This window comes from Microcoleus sp. Aus8_D2, assembly GCF_036702665.1.
GTDB lineage: Bacteria > Cyanobacteriota > Cyanobacteriia > Cyanobacteriales > Microcoleaceae > Microcoleus.
Map to the genome: position 1 here is coordinate 60951 of NZ_JAUBUN010000003.1, position 15036 is coordinate 75986.

Consider the following 15036-nt stretch of genomic DNA (forward strand, 5'->3'; position numbering starts at 1 on the left):
GGACTTTAGTCCTCTAATTTTGAGCCGGACTAAAGTCAGAAAAAACAAGGTTTGTAGTAAGGACTTTAGTCCTCTAATTTTGAGCCGGACTAAAGTCAGAAAAAATAAGGTTTGTAGTAAGGACTTTAGTCCTCTAACTTTGATGCGGACTAAAGTCTTCACTACAAACCTTTATATCATTTTTTGACCAGTTAAAAATTCACGAATAAGCTAGAAGAAAGCAGGTTTGTAGTAAGGACTTTAGTCCTCTAATTTTGATGCGGACTAAAGTCCTCACTACGAACCTAATTATCGTTTTTTAACCGATTTTGGTGGCTTTGGGTTTAGCGGCAAGTGCGATATTTGACGTGATAAACTAAACCGCGATGAGCTAAATCGAAGGAGTCAACGGTGGCTGTGCCGGCACCGCTGGCTGTCATCGCAGCATTTACTCGCATATTTACACTGTCGCCGCAGCGAGACCAAACATCTGCTACAGTGGCTAAGCTATCTCGAACGTTGTAGTTAGTTTCGCCGCTGAAATTTCGAGAAAAAACTGGGCCGCGGGTTCCGGCAAAAAAGTATTCGGCTCGGAGGTTTCCGCTGGTTCTAGGAGCAACGTAACCGCGATAGTCAGCATCGTAGATAGAAATTTGGAAGCCTTGGGGTACTTTGATGGGAATGCTCAAATTGCAGCTTTTCCGGGTTTCTGCTGAGACATTTCCTTGGGCTACAAACTTATCAAATAGGATGCTGAGTTCTTGACCGTCGGGGCTGACGCTGACGCTGGCTGAGCGGTCTGGGCAACCGCTACCGCCGTAGCTTGCACCTAATATTTGAACTGATGGAGTAGCCGCAAAGGCGGGGGTGATAGAAGCAGTCATTAATGCTGTGGCTAGCAAGAGTTTTACAAATTTCATGGATGTTCTCCTTAATGTTTTTTTGTTAGGACAAACCTGAATAATTCAAGGAAGATTGAGGCGATGCCCTTCCAATTAGGAGATGGCAAGCCTTTACTGAAAAGGCAGTCAGAGTCTGACTGGGAGCTAGATACCTGTACCTGGCTCCGGACTTTTTCGAGTAGCATTAGTTGATGGACTAATGCCTGTTTTGTCCTGATACTTTCTAAGATTCATGGCATTTAAAGATTGTTCCGGAGGATTCGATGACAAAATAGCGATATTTTTTCCAGCCTTTTTCGGGAACAAAGCTCTGTTTTTAAAGTCGGGGGCTGCGCGGAAAATTGTTTGTTGAGCCGGGATTTTTCTGCGGTCGATATTTGTTTGAAAAAGATGGTTTAATTCTGGAACATGAGGCTCCGTAGCTGTAGTAAAAGGATCTGTCTGGTAGCGGGGAACGGGGAAAACAAGACGAGTTCTGTATTCTCAGGCAGATCCAGGAAAGGAGGGATTATAATAAGGTAAATTAACTCTTAACAAAAAATGAGTGCTAAAGTTACTGTCATCGACCATCCTTTGATACAGCACAAGTTAACTCTCATGCGGCAAACTCAAACGAGCACGGCGAAATTTCGCCAACTGCTGAAAGAAATTGGGATGCTGCTAGCCTATGAGGTGACGCGAGATTTGCCGCTGAAATATGAAGAAATACAAACGCCGATCGCCAAAATGAATGCACCGATGCTGGCTGCGTCTAAGAAAATTGTGATTGTTTCGATTATGCGCGCGGGTCAGGGGCTTTTAGACAGTATTTTAGAACTGATTCCGTCAGCGAGGGTAGGACATATTGGTTTGTACCGCGATCCGACAACTCACATGGCGATCGAATATTATTTCAAAGTTCCCGAGGATATCGAACAGCGAGATGTTTTAATTGTCGATCCGATGCTGGCTACTGGTAACTCAGCAGTGGCGGCAGTCGATCGGCTTAAAGAAGTTAATCCGAAGTCTATTAAGTTTTTGTGCTTGCTGGCGGCGCCGGAGGGAATTGAGCACTTTCACGAACAGCACCCTGACGTGCAGATTTATGTGGCTGCGGTGGACGAGCGTTTGGACGAACACGGTTATATTGTACCCGGACTTGGAGATGCGGGCGATCGGCTTTACGGCACTATGTAAATTCAATAAAATATTTTATTGCTGTATATACCAATACATTCATTTAAAATTAAGTTTACTAACATAACTATTGGTTTTATATTGCCATACCATGTAAATTGTCACATTTTCATGTCTGGAAAAACCTATATATAGTATGGGTTACAGGATTTATGACAGAGTATTCACAAATTGCATTATCTAGATGTATTTACTGCATATTATGGTTAATTTCTATGTATTTAGTATAACTAATGGCAGCAATTAGTACATAAAATAGAGGTATGATGCTCACTGCTTACGATCGACTAATAACATTTTTTGGATGAGGAAAAAAAATGGAGACTACAGCACAGAAGGAAGCCCCACATCAGCCTGTTGAGGAAGTGAAAATTAACAACATCAACAGTTTGGAGTTTGAGCTTTGGGCTAAAGCAGTGAAACGACAGATGATTGCAGCACTCTCTAAAAAGGGCGCGATGTAACATCTCTGGGTTTTGGTGTGGAAGTGGTGTAAATTAACTTAACAAAATTGTTGTCTGAGATTGATAGGGGGGATTGGGAAAGGGGGGAAAGGAAAACTTTTTCCTGCTTCCTAGTTTTGGACGCACGGGTGGCCGGAAACCGGGTTGTTTTACGGAAATACTTCTGCTGCGACGGGCAGAAATGGTAAAAAACCCGGTTTCTTCGTGTCAAGAGTGCGTCCGGGACTTTTCCCTGTGCTGAATGCTTTTTGCCAGATCAGGAGCGCCTGTCCACGGCCGCCAGCAAGCGCAGATTTCCGTCTTGAATCTGCACCGCTTTGACGGTTCCCACAGCGACTCTTTGTTGACCGTTAGCCATTGCTACCTCAATCTTAATCTTGGGGTCAGCCTGCAAGCCCAGCCGCCCCCACAACCACTTGATTTGAGTAGCAGGAAAAGAGCGCACTTCTACATCTGCAAAGGGGGGATTAACCCAGCGGGTGCCGTCATAAAAACTCGCTACTTGTACCTGATACCAAACTTGTTCTCCGGTTAGTTTTAACTCGTTTTTCGCTTCGGGTTCCAGCCACTCAGCGGGATTGATACTGCTAATTAAAGTAGCAGAACCCATAATTTGACTCTTGTGGTCTTCTAAACTTTGTGCTTGAGAAACTGCTTCCTCAAGTTTATTGACTAAATTGCGAATTCTACTTCGAGTTTCGCTGTCAGTATCTGATTGCTGGTCGAGCCAATTCATCGCCTCGCGAGTTCCGTCTTGAGAGGCTACAATCAGGGTGCCCCAAGCCTTGACATCGGCGTCGGCGGAATTGACTCTCAAGGCGGCGTCTACGCGGTTCATGATCCGCCCGCCGTCATTTTTGAGGGTGGTGGCAATTTCGTGACTGTTGCTGGGATCGGCTTCAAATACTTGTAAAGCTTGGCTCCAGCGGCCGTCGATCAATTCTGCGAGAACTTGTTGGCTGGGACTGGCCCAAGATGCGATCGCCTGTGCCCGAGTAATTTTAGCGTGAAATTCGATCGTCTCTAGCTGAGCTTGTGCGACAGCGGGCCAATTTTGACCGGCTTTCCCCTTAGCAATACGCATGACATTTAATGCTGGAGACCACAGCCCGCTTTTCGCCAGCCGCAGCCCATTTTTATAAGTCTCGTCATTGAAGGCAAATTCTTCTAAAGAAATCGCCGTTAACTGAACTGGGTTCGGCACAAATTTGCGCGGGCCAATTTGATAAATGGTAAATTGTGGCTCTAAACCAACTGTTTGGTCGATCGCCAACTGGGGGTTTTGGCTCTTAACAATTTGCTGCCAATTCGGCGCTTGTCCGGCGACACTCGCCCAATCCAACAGCGAGATTAAATGATTTTGGCTGGGGTTGTAGCGAACGACTTGTCCGTAGGGAATTTTCTTGTCGCCCCGCACCAGTTTACCGCTGACATTAAACCAAATGCCCAATGAGGGGGGCTTGCCGTCAAAGCGGCGCAGTTCGGTCAGCGGTAGCGACTGATTTGAGGCTTGATTGTTGGACACAGAGTCATCCAAAGAAGCGATGACAAAAGATTCCGCCGGGCCTTCGACATTCACAGAACTTGCTAGCTGAAAATACTGCACGGTATCGGAATCGCGATCGGGAAGTTGCACTCGCTTGTACACGCGAAGTTCGACAATTTGACGGCAAGGATTTTTGCAAACAGTAGAAGCATTAACAGTCCTTTCCACCATCACCGGCAACAGCAAATCGGAAATAGAATTATCAGCGGATTCCTCGACGGGAAGCGGCAGGGGTTCTCCGGTGATGAATCCCAATTTGCGGATGCTGGCTTTGATTTGATCGAGAGTTTGGATGGTATCTCTGCTACCTGTAGGTAAGCGCGACCATCCAGGTACAAACTGAGAGATCAATCTGTTGCTGTTGGGATCGACAATTAGCTGGTAACTCAGCCAAGCGCCGCCTCCCATCAAAGCTGCACAGCCGCACAAGACGCTGAGGGCTGTCAAATTAGCTACCAATCTTTTCCAGGGATATCTGGCGGGAGTTGGCGCAGCAGGTATGGGAAGTTGGGGCTCTTGAAGATTTTTGGGGCGTCGGGTTTGGCGGCGGCGTCTTGTGGGAGGAGGAGCAACTTTTGGCTTTTCTGGGGGTTTGGCTCGATTTTTTGAGGAGTTTATTTTGTGTTCCATCGTCGAATTTTAGAATTTAGAATTTAGAATTTAGAGTTTAAATTTGGAATAGTCGATCGTACTGCCGACCTATGATATCCCAGGTGTATTGGCTTTCCACGAGCGATCGCGCGTTCAGAGACAGAGACAGTCTTAGCTGATGATTTTCAAACAAACTGGTAATCGCCTCAACATACTCCTGAACTTCGTTCGCCCGCAAGGCCCTGATGGGTTCTGGGCCGCCACCGACGGCTAAACCCTCCAAACCTCGATCGCTCGCAACCACGGGGGTTCCCGCAGCCATCGCCTCCAAAGTTTTATTTTTAATTCCAAAACCAATCCGCATGGGCACCACACAAACAGCAGCCTGATGCAAATATTCTGCCACCCTTTGCACCCGGCCTACTACTTGAATTCCCGGAAGTTTCCCCAAGGCGAGGACTTCGGGGACTGGCGAGGCCCCGACTAGGGTGAGGGTAGCATCCCGATAGCGCTGCTGCAACTTTGGCAATATTTGCAAACTGAGAAACCTGGCCGCGTCAATATTGGGCAAATTGTTCATGGCGCCTGCAAAGATTAAGGTGTGTCCTCCAGGATCGATCGAGCGGTACGGAAATTCTGCCAAATCCACGCCGTTAGGAATCACATCAATGGGAGGGACAAAAAAATCTGCTTTCCCTGTGAGGCCCCGAGGGGACAGCAATTCTAGGAGTTGCTCTCTGTCTGTGGAGGTTGTGGCGACTATGCGGGAGAATTTGGCACAGTAGCGTGTTTCGTAGCGGGCGAGTAGGGGTAAATTTAGTCGATCGCGCAGGGGGTTTTGGGAAGTGCCGGTGGCTAACATTTCCCTGCAAGTTCCCCAAACGGAACTGTGAATATTTGCAACTGTCAGCAATTTTTGCCGCCATTCTGGACGCACGTAAATCTCGTTAACGCTGTGTTCGCAGGTGACAGCATCGCATTTGCCGGCTGCTACCAATTCGTCTGCCCAATTCTGCATTGCTTGAGAGTAACTCGATAGTACGTTCGGAGGCGTCCCGGACCACAAAAATTGACTAAATCTGTGCAGTTTTCCGAGTATTTCGTTCATTTTCCGATCGATCCCCTGATTGAGGGGAGGAAAGAACCCCCCCTCAGTCCCCCCCTTGTTAAGGGGGGGAGGAAAGAATTCTTCCTCAGTCTCCTGGTTAGGCGGGGGAAATAACACCCCCTCAGTCTCCTGATGGAGTCTTAGCCCCCCCTTAGCAAGGGGGGGTTGGGGGGGTGTCTGCGGGTGGGGAAAAACTGCCAATTCTTTAACTTGCTGCCGCAATGCGTCGATTTGTGAGTCAGTGACATCTGGCGATCGCACTGTACCGAGAATTACATCATGCCGCCGGCTCAAGTATTGCAATAAATTAAAAGTCCTTACCTGAGTTCCGCCGCGGCTTGGCGGATAGGGAAAAGTCGAAGAAAGCATCAAAATCTGCATGGGATGTTGGATAAATAAAGTTGCCGCTGTCGCGATAAAATTGACTGATAAAACCTTTTTAACAATCCTCCCACTTATGGACGAATTATCTGTCAAGGCGCTGCTCGAAGACTTGAAAAAGTCTGACGAAAGCGTGCGCGATCGGGCTACTACAGAACTCTGGCGCACTTGGTTTAACCAGAAGGGTGAATACGGGATGCAAGTTCTCAGGCGATCGCAAGTTTCCCTAGATGCAGGGGATGTTCGCCACGCTTTGGATTTGTTGACGAAACTGATTGCGGAAGCGCCAGATTTTGCTGAAGCTTGGAACCGGCGCGCCGTACTTCACTATACCCAAGGAAATTATAAAAAGTCGATCCACGACTGCGAAACTGTCCTCCAACTGAATCCGGTGCATTTTGGGGCGCTGCACGGTCTGGGTTTGTGCTACGCTGCTCTGGGAGAATACAGAAGTGCTATTCGAGCTTTTCGCCGCGCTTTGGAAATTCAACCTTTTGCTTTGGTGAATCAAAAGTTAATTCTTGAATGTACGGCTCGTTTGACTTAAAATACATAGGCCAAACAGGCCAAACAGGGCAAACAGGGCATAGGCAAAACAGGGCATAGGCCTGCGCAGGGCATTGGTGGTTTCTTTCCCTGGACTGAGGTGCGAATTTTTTCCACAATCTCAAATTGAAAATAGTCGTAGTGCCGAAAATTAGTGTTTGCATTCCTACTTACAATCGAGTGCATTTGCTGGCTAGTGCGATCGCCAGCGTGCTAGATCAAACTTATACAGATTTTGAATTAATTGTCTGCGATGACGGTTCGACTGACAGCACTGCGCTGTTGATGTCGGAATTTGTCGATCGCCCGATTCGCTACATTCGACACCCGCAGAATATCGGCAAAAGCAATAATATGCGATCGGGCTTTGCGGCGGCTAGGGGCGAATATTTTATCAAGTTTGACGATGACGATCGCCTGACCGCGCAATTTCTAGAGCGGACATCTGCTATTTTAGATAAAGACCCCAGCATAGATTTTGTCAGTACCGACCATTGGGCGATCGACATTCACAATAATATTGACGAAAACGAGACAAAACTGAATTCGCAGCGGTGGGGGCGCACCGAGTTGTCGGCGGGAATTATTGAAGATTTGCTATCCACAGTTTTTCTGAGACAGAGTTTGCAAATAGGCGCGACTTTGTTTCGGCGCCGCGCGCTGGAAGCAGTCGGATTTCTGCGGCCAAATTGGCAAAACTGCGAAGATAACGATTTGTTCGTAAGACTTGCAATTGCGGGCAAAAAGTGCTATTACTTGCCGGAGCTGTTGATGGAGTATCGATTTCATGCAGGACAGCAAGGATGCGATCGGGCAATTCCGTATTTGAGCGATAAATTGCGCTATTTGACCAGCTACGAATTTGACTCGGAGAAGTTGGAAACAGTCAGGATCGAGAGGCTTGCAGAAACTCAATTAGCGCTAGGTTTGCGGCTGATTGAGGTGGGAGAAACTGAAAAAGGGCGACGGATGGTGCGAGCTGGGAAGTCGGTTTCTGAGGCGAAAATGTGGGCTGCTTTGGGATTGTCGCTGCTGCCGGTGGAGTGGCGGGGGAGAGCTTTTGCGATCGTGCGAGAGTTGTTGAAACGGTAGTTGTGAAAGATGATTTCGAGACAATACCGGGCGGTTGAGACGGCGGTTGAAACCGCGTCTATACAGACACTCACGTGACGGGAGCAGGTTGAAGAGTGTACGGTTAAAATCACATTTATGGAGACAAAATCTAGCGAAACGGCGGTTTTAATTCTTGATTTTCTTTAGTCGGCGAAGGCGCGGACATTGTTTGTATAAACCTGGTTTCAACCGCCGAGTCTTCTTGACGAGCATAAATTATCCCAATGATATAGCGGGTAGCCAGGGAATGTCTGTAACACCTGGATCGTAGCCAAGTTGTGTTAACAGTGTGGTAAGTTGCCCTCGATGGTGAGTTTGGTGATTGAACATATGTGTCACCAAAACCCAAGTCGGTAGCACGCGACATTTACCGTCTACATTGCTTGTGTATTCAAACGGTTGACTCAGCCAGTCAGAACTAAGGTGGCTAGACCATTGTATAATTTGGCGATCGGTTGTCTCCCGTTCTGCTCTCAAAACATCAAAATCAGCATACAGTTCTTGACCGATTGCAGTCACCGAAAATGGCTGAAGAGTGAAACGACCCATCCATGCTTTGTCACCATACAATAAGTGATTCAAAGTGCCATGAATCGACTTAAAAAATGCACCAACATCCTGTTTGCGTTGTTCATCAGGAATTCCTGAGCAGACAGAATATAGATTTTGGTTCATCCAGCAATTATACTCAGCCATTAGCTGGTAGTAGCTACCGTCATACATATTTAAAACTTAACAACCTAGTTTGAACAACTGACATTATACAAATATAGCAATCCTAAATCATTTGCATAATTATTGTAGGGGCGATCGGGCCCCTTGAAGAGCCCTGGTAGATAGGGGGTAGCCACGCACCATCCACTACCCCTACAAATTTATCTGAATCATTTAGGATTGCTATATGTCTTTTACAATACGCCTGACTCTAATTGGTCTAAATAGATAAATTCAGGAGCTTTGACTCCCGCTTCTTCTCTAATTTTAACCAGTGCAGGCGACTCAAAAAATGCCCTGGCATCTGTTGTGGATGTCCACGCCGAGAAATGAACAATTTTGTTGGGTTCATTCTCATACTTCAAAACCTGATAGGAGCGCTCGCCAGCTTTTTTTCTGATGCTTGCAGCATGGTCAAATACTTTTTTCCAAGCTGGATAATTTTCTACTTCATGAATAATTAAGACATATTGTATACTAATCACACCTATTGTCCTCTAATTTCAAACATTCACAGAGCAACCTAAAAACTGCTCGTATCCCTCTTTAAACTTTTGCTTTCCCTGAGTCTCGATGATGCTGCCATGAGCGACAATTACTCGCTCAAAGTCCCAACCTAAAACCTTCTTAACTGACTCTCTAACTTTTTCTTTATCCTTTGTCGCAATTCGCTCCAAGATCGATGGACTCAAAGTTTTATATCCGCCGATCGCTCGACTCGCAAATTGTGTGATGATTGGGAAACTCTCATCAAAGTGAAAGGCAGTGTCAGTTAAGATCAGAGTGCGACTTGCAGCATGAAAAAAAACACATTCATTCAGTAAATCAAAACCTCTTAAACTAACGGTTTTGAATCCGTAGAAAAAAATATATTCTAGCCCGTTCCATAAACTATTTGCTTCACCCTGGATGGTTCGATCGATCGACAAATCTGGTTTTTTAGCTGCCAAACCCGGTGCAGCCCAGAATTTCGCGTTTGGGTAGAGCTTTTTGAAATTGGCTGCAAACAAATAGTGATACAGATTGGGCGCTATGATGTGGCTGACCGTTCCCAGTTCGCCAAGCTGACTCACTATTGTATCATTGACTTGAATCGGAGAAATAACGACTAACTCGCGATTAGCCAGCCGAATTACCGTCATTCTCGTGCCAACGCTGAGTCCAAAGTACCGCAACGGGTGTTCGGCAACCCAAATATCTCGATCGATTTCTCTGAGCATCTCCAAATTTAAGCAGCTTCCGAAACAGGGTCAATTGTAGCGCTTTTTAACATCGCACCCTCAACGATCGCGATCGCCTTTCCACTAAAGTAGTAAACAGTGCCCGATCGCAGTTTTTCCTAAATATCGTGTTTATATTGTCTGAAATTCCGACTGTGTGGTTACAAATTTCCCTCGTGGGAGCCTGGTTGGGCGTGATTTTGCTGGTGGCTGAAGGGTTAAACCGCTTTACTGCTGTCGATGCGGAGGTATCGCGGAAGGTGGTTCACATCGGTACTGGAAACGTGATTTTGCTGGCTTGGTGGCTGGAAATTCCCGGTTGGGTGGGGATTTCGGCTGGTTTTTTGGCTGGTGCGATCGCCCTAATTTCCTACCAAGTTCCGATTTTGCCGAGTCTTAACAGTATCCACCGCAAGAGTTTCGGGACTTTTTTCTATGCTGTGAGTATTAGCGTTCTCGTCGCTTGGTTTTGGCCGATGCAACATCAGGAATACGCTGCTTTGGGCATTTTAGTGATGGCTTGGGGCGACGGATTGGCTGCTGTCATCGGCCAGAAATACGGCAAACATCTTTATCGAGTTTGGGGAATGCAGAAGAGTTGGGAAGGTTCTGCAACTATGTATTTGGTGAGTTTTGCTGTTAGCAGTTTGATTTTGCTAGCGGTTGGCGGCGCAGTTTGGCAAACTTTGGCTGTGTCAGCAATTGTGGCTTTGGTTGCTGCTACTTTGGAGTCGGTGTCTAAGTTGGGAATTGACAATTTGACTGTGCCGATCGGTAGTGGGGCGATCGCCTTTTTGCTCAATCAATTTTGGGTAATTGGTTCGTAGTGAGGACTTCAGTCCTCATAAAACTCTGAACATTAACGTCATCACTACCAATTTATAAAGGCAAAACCCCAGCCAAACAAAGTTTAGCTGGGGCAAATTTAAGATACTTAAAAGTAGTTGAAAAATTTACCGTTATTGTGTGAGACGAATGTCTTTGCCTACCTCGCTATAAAAGCCCGATCGGCTTTTCATCTGTCCCATTTAGAGCCTTTGGGTGGCGTACCTTCAAAAGGTTGAACGCCAGTAGCCGGATAATCGTCATCGCTCCGTCTAAAAATCCTCGATGCAGCTTCCGAAACGTAACGCATTGCGCCTACCACAGATTTAGAAAGATTCATAAGAACCGCCTCTCTTTTCTGGCTGTTGATACTTTATAGATTAGTCTGAGTTTCTGTCTTGCGATCGCTTTAGTAATATTTGTTTTAATTACTTATTAGTCTGCAACATCGAAGCAAACTGAAGCTTTGAGAAATGGCGCGTTTTTGGGCGATCGCCCCGGTTTCCTGATATATTTTTCTTGGCTCAACCCAAACAGGCGCTGCACGCCCTTCAAAACCCGGTTTTTTAACTTCGATCGAGGGCTGCAACGAAATATTTTCCTAAAAAAACCGCAACGCTTGAGTTCTTTGGGTTAATTGCTGAGATTGTTCAATCGATATTTTAATTGATTATACCATAATATTAATCCATAAATTCACCTGACACCCGCTATCAAAGGGCGTAAATCAGGAAAATTTCAGATATTATCAGCAATCTTAATCAAATTTTTACAAAAAGATATGGTAGTTGTCACTATAATTAAAAAAACGAAGTTTGTCCGGGGTTTTTCGCTATGAAAACTGCGACAGAAAGCCTGTACCTCACAGGTTTTGAGGAAATTTTAGAAGACCGGGAACTGACGGTTTCCCCAGCAGATTACAGCCTTTTGACCGATCTCTACCAGCTAACGATGGCGGCTTGTTACGTCGGGGAAGGGATCGACGATCGCCCTGCGAGTTTTGAATTGTTCGCGCGCAGGCTACCAGAGGGTTTTGGTTATGCGATCGCCATGGGTTTAGCTCAAGCGATCGACTATCTAGAGAAATTTCGGTTCTCTGGGCCACAAATTCAAGCCTTGCAGTCCACCGGAATTTTTGCCGGAGCCCCGGAGCGATTTTGGGATCTACTCGCTACAGCCCGCTTTACTGGGGATGTGTGGGCGGTGCCGGAGGGGACGGCGGTATTTGCCAACGAACCTCTATTGCGGATCGAGGCTCCTCTGTGGCAGGCTCAGTTAGTCGAAACTTATTTGTTGAATGCGATCAATTATCAAACTTTAATTGCGACGCGGGCTGCGCGACTGCGCGATGTGGCGGGCCCGGAGGCTAAGTTGCTGGAATTCGGGACGCGCAGGGCTTTTGGGCCTCAAGCTGCTGTGTGGGCGGCGAGGGCGGCTCTGGCTGCTGGGTTCGATGGAACTTCTAATGTTTTGGCTGCTTTGAAGTTGGGCCGCCAGCCTGTGGGTACGATCGCTCATGCTCTGGTAATGGCTGTGGCTGCTCTCGAAGGCAGCGAAGACGAGGCGTTTGCAGCTTTTCACCGCTATTTTCCCGGGGCACCGCTGCTGATCGATACCTATGATACTGTGGCGGCGGCGCGGATGTTGGCGTCGCGAGTAAACAGCGGTGAAATTCCCTTGCAAGGCGTGCGGCTGGATTCGGGGGATTTGGTAAAATTGTCTCGGGAAGTGCGATCGATCCTTCCGGGCGTGCCAATTATTGCTAGCGGCGATTTGGACGAGCTAGAAATTGCTAAATTAAAAAGTGCAGGCGCTTGCATTGACGGTTACGGTTTGGGAACCAAGTTAGTCAGCGGTTCGCCTGTCAACGGTGTTTATAAGTTGGTGGAAATTGACGGGATGCCGGTGATGAAGGAGGCCAGCGGCAAGGTAACATATCCAGGAAGAAAGCAAATTTTTAGACATATTCAAAATGGGGCAATGCTCGGAGATTGTTTGGGATTGTCCGGGGAAACTATTCACAATTCGGATACTCACTTACCATTAATGCAATTGGTTGTCAAGGAGGGCAAACGAGTGCAGGGCCCGGAAAGTTTGGAGGCGATCGCTAAACGAACTGCTGCTTCTGTCGCCAGTCTGCCCGCACAAACTCGCCAACTAGATAACCCGATTTCGCCGCCGGTGGAAATTTCTAGGGATTTGCAGATTCTTACTCAAGAAACTAAAAAAAGTCATTAGTCATTAGTCATTAGTCATTAGTCAGTAGTCAGCAGTCAGTAGTCAGTAGTCAGCAGTCATTAGTCATCAGTCATTGTTGTTCGCCTGGTAACGAGTAAAACGAGTAAACGGTTCGTAGTGCGGACTTCAGTCCGCTCGGCTGCGCGGACTGAAGTCCGCACTACGAAACGTTTTAACTGGTTCCCAGGCTAAGCCTGGGAACCCCGATCCAGAGGCTCTGCCTCGCTCTTGAAAAGGTCGGCAGAGCCGACTGATCTGCATTACCAGGCTGGAGCCTGGTAACGAGTAATTACCGATTACCAATTCCCAATGCCCCATTCCCAATGCCCCATTCCCAATGCCCAATTACCCATTCCCTATGCAGAAAATTGCCTTGTTTGGAACCAGCGCCGATCCTCCTACTGCGGGACACAAAACAATCCTGAATTGGCTTTCTCAGTATTTTGATTGGGTAGCAGTTTGGGCGTCGGACAATCCTTTCAAGTCGCACCAAACATCCCTCGAACATCGATCGGCAATGCTGCTGTTAATCATTCAAGAAATTAATTCGCCCAGACACAATCTTTGCTTGCATCCAGAACTCAGCAGTCCGAGGACGCTAGAAACTGTGGAACAAGCAAGATTGCAGTGGCCGGATGCAGAATTGACGATGGTCATCGGTTCGGACTTGGTGGGACAACTGCCTCGCTGGTACAAATTTGAACAGTTGTTAAAAGAAGTGGAGTTGTTGATAGTACCGCGGCCTGGTTATCCCTCAGAACAATTAGATTTGTGGCAGTTGAGGCGCATGGGTGCAGAAGTGGCGATCGCATCTTTGAATGCTCCCGATGTTTCTTCTACCTCCTATCGCGAAACAGGAGACACGGACGCCCTAACTCCGACCATCGAAGATTACATTAATCGGGAGCATTTGTACGCATGGCACGAGGCACAAAAAAGAGCGAAGGTTGCTCATTAGCTGACTTTAAAGTAGGAGTAGATAATGTGATTTTCTCCGTCGATACCGTGCAGAACCGCTTGTTGGTACTGTTGGTAATGCGGCAAGACGAACCGTTTATCGATTCTTGGAGCCTTCCGGGTACTTTGGTGCGCCACGGAGAGTCTCTGGAAAATGCAGCTTACCGGATTTTGTCTGAGAAAATTCGGGTCAAAAATTTGTATCTGGAGCAACTCTATACTTTTGGAGAACCGGGGCGCGATCCGAGAGAATTCACCAGGGGCGATCGCTATCTTTCGGTGAGTTATTTTGCTTTAGTTCGGTTTGAGGAAGCTGAGTTAATTGCTGGGAGTGTCGTTGCGGGTGTCGGCCACCGCGTCGGCGGCATTGCTTGGTATCCCGTGCAACAAGTTCCTAAGCTAGCCTTCGATCACAATCAAATTCTCGAATACGGATACCGACGACTGCGCAACAAACTTGAATACAGCCCGGTAGCTTTTGAAGTTTTGCCAGAGCTTTTTACTTTGAGCGATTTGTATCAACTTTATACGACTATTTTGGGGGAGAATTTTGCGGATTATTCTAATTTTAGAACTCGATTGTTGAAATTGGGTTTTTTGTGCGATACGGGTGTTAAGGTTTCGCGGGGGGCCGGCCGCCCTGCGAGTTTGTACCGCTTTGATGCGGCAGCTTTTGCTCCTTTCAAAAATAAGCCGCTGGTGTTTATTTAGCTGTTCCCTACATGACCCCGCTCAAAAAACAGGTACAAGCCCCCGAGCGCTTAGGGTCGATCCTAAAATTTTAGACTCTTATTCAAGCTCCCAGATTCTCTGCGCTGCAAGTAAATCGAAAAATGGAAAATCGAAAAATGGAAAATCGACTGACATTCAGGGCTCAATTTAGTAACATTAAAAAATAAGCTATTAAGGAGTGCAGCAGATGAAAGACCCTGATGAATGTGCTAATATTCACGAGGTTCGGGAGGAAATTGATATCATCGATCGAGAAGTGATCGATGCTTTGAGCAAGAGATTTCAATACGTCATCGCAGCAGCAAGGTTCAAAACGAGTGAAGCTAGCGTGAGATCGCCCGATCGCTTTCATGAGATGTTACAGCAGCGGCGCGAGTGGGCGATAGAATCAGGTTTGAATCCTGATGTGGTTGAAAATATTTACCGGGATTTGGTAAATTATTATATTGAGGAAGAGTTCAAACATTACAAATCTGAGTAATGTTTCCCTAGATTCAAATGTAGGAATATAGGAAATTAAGTCCGCCCGGGCGGACTGTTAGCA

16 protein-coding genes are annotated in these 15036 nt (G+C 46.8%); 9 read left to right on the plus strand and 7 right to left on the minus strand.

The window, feature by feature from the left end; genetic code table 11:
* Window positions 1–323: 323 nt before the first annotated feature.
* Window positions 324–899 carry a DUF4360 domain-containing protein gene (locus QUB64_RS03395; RefSeq protein WP_333267505.1) on the minus strand — a complete coding sequence of 192 codons (576 nt, stop codon included), beginning with the start codon at window positions 897–899 and terminating at the stop codon, window positions 324–326.
* Between the two features lie 522 nt (window positions 900–1421).
* On the opposite strand from QUB64_RS03395, the gene upp reads away from it, so the two are divergent.
* The gene (upp, locus tag QUB64_RS03400) at window positions 1422–2057 is read left to right on the plus strand and encodes a uracil phosphoribosyltransferase (RefSeq protein ID WP_333267507.1); all 636 of its coding nucleotides are present in this window, start codon (window positions 1422–1424) and stop codon (window positions 2055–2057) included.
* 317 nt (window positions 2058–2374) lie between these two features.
* The gene (locus QUB64_RS03405) at window positions 2375–2521 is read left to right on the plus strand and encodes a hypothetical protein (RefSeq protein WP_333267509.1); all 147 of its coding nucleotides are present in this window, start codon (window positions 2375–2377) and stop codon (window positions 2519–2521) included.
* Window positions 2522–2777: 256 nt separating this feature from the next.
* Here the strand turns inward: QUB64_RS03405 and QUB64_RS03410 are convergent, their stop codons facing one another.
* Together QUB64_RS03410 and QUB64_RS03415 are read right to left on the minus strand one after the other, a co-directional pair.
* Window positions 2778–4697 (minus strand): hypothetical protein, encoded by a 1920-nt coding sequence (locus QUB64_RS03410; RefSeq protein WP_333267511.1) that lies wholly within the window; start codon window positions 4695–4697, stop codon window positions 2778–2780.
* Between the two features lie 37 nt (window positions 4698–4734).
* The gene (locus tag QUB64_RS03415; RefSeq protein ID WP_333393962.1) at window positions 4735–6147 is read right to left on the minus strand and encodes a glycosyltransferase family 4 protein; all 1413 of its coding nucleotides are present in this window, start codon (window positions 6145–6147) and stop codon (window positions 4735–4737) included.
* A gap of 76 nt (window positions 6148–6223) precedes the next feature.
* Between QUB64_RS03415 and QUB64_RS03420 the strand changes: the two genes are divergently transcribed.
* Complete coding sequence (locus QUB64_RS03420) at window positions 6224–6694, plus strand: tetratricopeptide repeat protein (RefSeq protein ID WP_333267515.1); 471 nt, start codon at window positions 6224–6226, stop codon at window positions 6692–6694.
* A gap of 140 nt (window positions 6695–6834) precedes the next feature.
* Window positions 6835–7785, plus strand: coding sequence for a glycosyltransferase family 2 protein (locus tag QUB64_RS03425; protein WP_333267517.1), 951 nt, complete (start codon window positions 6835–6837; stop codon window positions 7783–7785).
* A gap of 237 nt (window positions 7786–8022) precedes the next feature.
* On the opposite strand, the gene QUB64_RS03430 is transcribed toward QUB64_RS03425, so the two are convergent.
* From QUB64_RS03430 to QUB64_RS03440, 3 genes are all read right to left on the minus strand, one after another.
* On the minus strand, window positions 8023–8529 hold the full coding sequence (locus tag QUB64_RS03430) for a DinB family protein (protein ID WP_333267519.1): 507 nt from the start codon (window positions 8527–8529) through the stop codon (window positions 8023–8025).
* A 185-nt stretch (window positions 8530–8714) separates the two neighbouring features.
* Window positions 8715–9005, minus strand: a complete 291-nt coding sequence (locus QUB64_RS03435) for an antibiotic biosynthesis monooxygenase (protein WP_333267521.1) — start codon at window positions 9003–9005, stop codon at window positions 8715–8717.
* A gap of 18 nt (window positions 9006–9023) precedes the next feature.
* Entirely contained in the window at window positions 9024–9740 is a 717-nt protein-coding gene (locus QUB64_RS03440; protein ID WP_333267523.1) for a DUF4336 domain-containing protein, read from the minus strand.
* A 128-nt stretch (window positions 9741–9868) separates the two neighbouring features.
* On the opposite strand from QUB64_RS03440, the gene QUB64_RS03445 reads away from it, so the two are divergent.
* The gene (locus tag QUB64_RS03445) at window positions 9869–10567 is read left to right on the plus strand and encodes a diacylglycerol/polyprenol kinase family protein (RefSeq protein ID WP_333267525.1); all 699 of its coding nucleotides are present in this window, start codon (window positions 9869–9871) and stop codon (window positions 10565–10567) included.
* A 188-nt stretch (window positions 10568–10755) separates the two neighbouring features.
* Here QUB64_RS03445 and QUB64_RS03450 read toward each other — a convergent pair whose 3' ends face one another.
* On the minus strand, window positions 10756–10905 hold the full coding sequence (locus tag QUB64_RS03450) for an isochorismate synthase (protein WP_293182399.1): 150 nt from the start codon (window positions 10903–10905) through the stop codon (window positions 10756–10758).
* 494 nt (window positions 10906–11399) lie between these two features.
* Here QUB64_RS03450 and QUB64_RS03455 point away from each other — a divergent pair, with 494 nt between their 5' ends.
* The 4 genes from QUB64_RS03455 to QUB64_RS03470 all read left to right on the plus strand — a co-directional run bounded on the left by QUB64_RS03455 (window position 11400) and on the right by QUB64_RS03470 (window position 14973).
* On the plus strand, window positions 11400–12803 hold the full coding sequence (locus QUB64_RS03455; protein ID WP_333267529.1) for a nicotinate phosphoribosyltransferase: 1404 nt from the start codon (window positions 11400–11402) through the stop codon (window positions 12801–12803).
* 358 nt (window positions 12804–13161) lie between these two features.
* Window positions 13162–13761: a nicotinate-nucleotide adenylyltransferase gene (locus QUB64_RS03460; protein WP_333267798.1), complete on the plus strand. Its 600-nt coding sequence runs from the start codon at window positions 13162–13164 to the stop codon at window positions 13759–13761.
* Entirely contained in the window at window positions 13722–14471 is a 750-nt protein-coding gene (locus QUB64_RS03465) for an NUDIX hydrolase (RefSeq protein ID WP_333267531.1), read from the plus strand. Before QUB64_RS03460 ends, QUB64_RS03465 begins: the two co-directional genes overlap by 40 nt.
* Window positions 14472–14679: 208 nt before the next feature.
* Window positions 14680–14973 (plus strand): isochorismate lyase, encoded by a 294-nt coding sequence (locus tag QUB64_RS03470; protein ID WP_333267533.1) that lies wholly within the window; start codon window positions 14680–14682, stop codon window positions 14971–14973.
* Window positions 14974–15036: the final 63 nt, after the last annotated feature.

What these genes read in the sequence shown, in the direction of transcription:
- QUB64_RS03440 (WP_333267523.1), bottom strand. Translation starts at nt 9,740, where the DNA reads ATGCTCAGAGAAATCGATCGAGATATTTGGGTTGCCGAACACCCGTTG.
- QUB64_RS03460 (WP_333267798.1), top strand. Translation starts at nt 13,162, where the DNA reads ATGCAGAAAATTGCCTTGTTTGGAACCAGCGCCGATCCTCCTACTGCG.
- QUB64_RS03410 (WP_333267511.1), bottom strand. Translation starts at nt 4,697, where the DNA reads ATGGAACACAAAATAAACTCCTCAAAAAATCGAGCCAAACCCCCAGAA.
- QUB64_RS03465 (WP_333267531.1), top strand. Translation starts at nt 13,722, where the DNA reads ATGGCACGAGGCACAAAAAAGAGCGAAGGTTGCTCATTAGCTGACTTT.
- upp (WP_333267507.1), top strand. Translation starts at nt 1,422, where the DNA reads ATGAGTGCTAAAGTTACTGTCATCGACCATCCTTTGATACAGCACAAG.
- QUB64_RS03450 (WP_293182399.1), bottom strand. Translation starts at nt 10,905, where the DNA reads ATGAATCTTTCTAAATCTGTGGTAGGCGCAATGCGTTACGTTTCGGAA.
- QUB64_RS03430 (WP_333267519.1), bottom strand. Translation starts at nt 8,529, where the DNA reads ATGTATGACGGTAGCTACTACCAGCTAATGGCTGAGTATAATTGCTGG.
- QUB64_RS03405 (WP_333267509.1), top strand. Translation starts at nt 2,375, where the DNA reads ATGGAGACTACAGCACAGAAGGAAGCCCCACATCAGCCTGTTGAGGAA.
- QUB64_RS03420 (WP_333267515.1), top strand. Translation starts at nt 6,224, where the DNA reads ATGGACGAATTATCTGTCAAGGCGCTGCTCGAAGACTTGAAAAAGTCT.
- QUB64_RS03395 (WP_333267505.1), bottom strand. Translation starts at nt 899, where the DNA reads ATGAAATTTGTAAAACTCTTGCTAGCCACAGCATTAATGACTGCTTCT.
- QUB64_RS03455 (WP_333267529.1), top strand. Translation starts at nt 11,400, where the DNA reads ATGAAAACTGCGACAGAAAGCCTGTACCTCACAGGTTTTGAGGAAATT.
- QUB64_RS03415 (WP_333393962.1), bottom strand. Translation starts at nt 6,147, where the DNA reads ATGCAGATTTTGATGCTTTCTTCGACTTTTCCCTATCCGCCAAGCCGC.
- QUB64_RS03470 (WP_333267533.1), top strand. Translation starts at nt 14,680, where the DNA reads ATGAAAGACCCTGATGAATGTGCTAATATTCACGAGGTTCGGGAGGAA.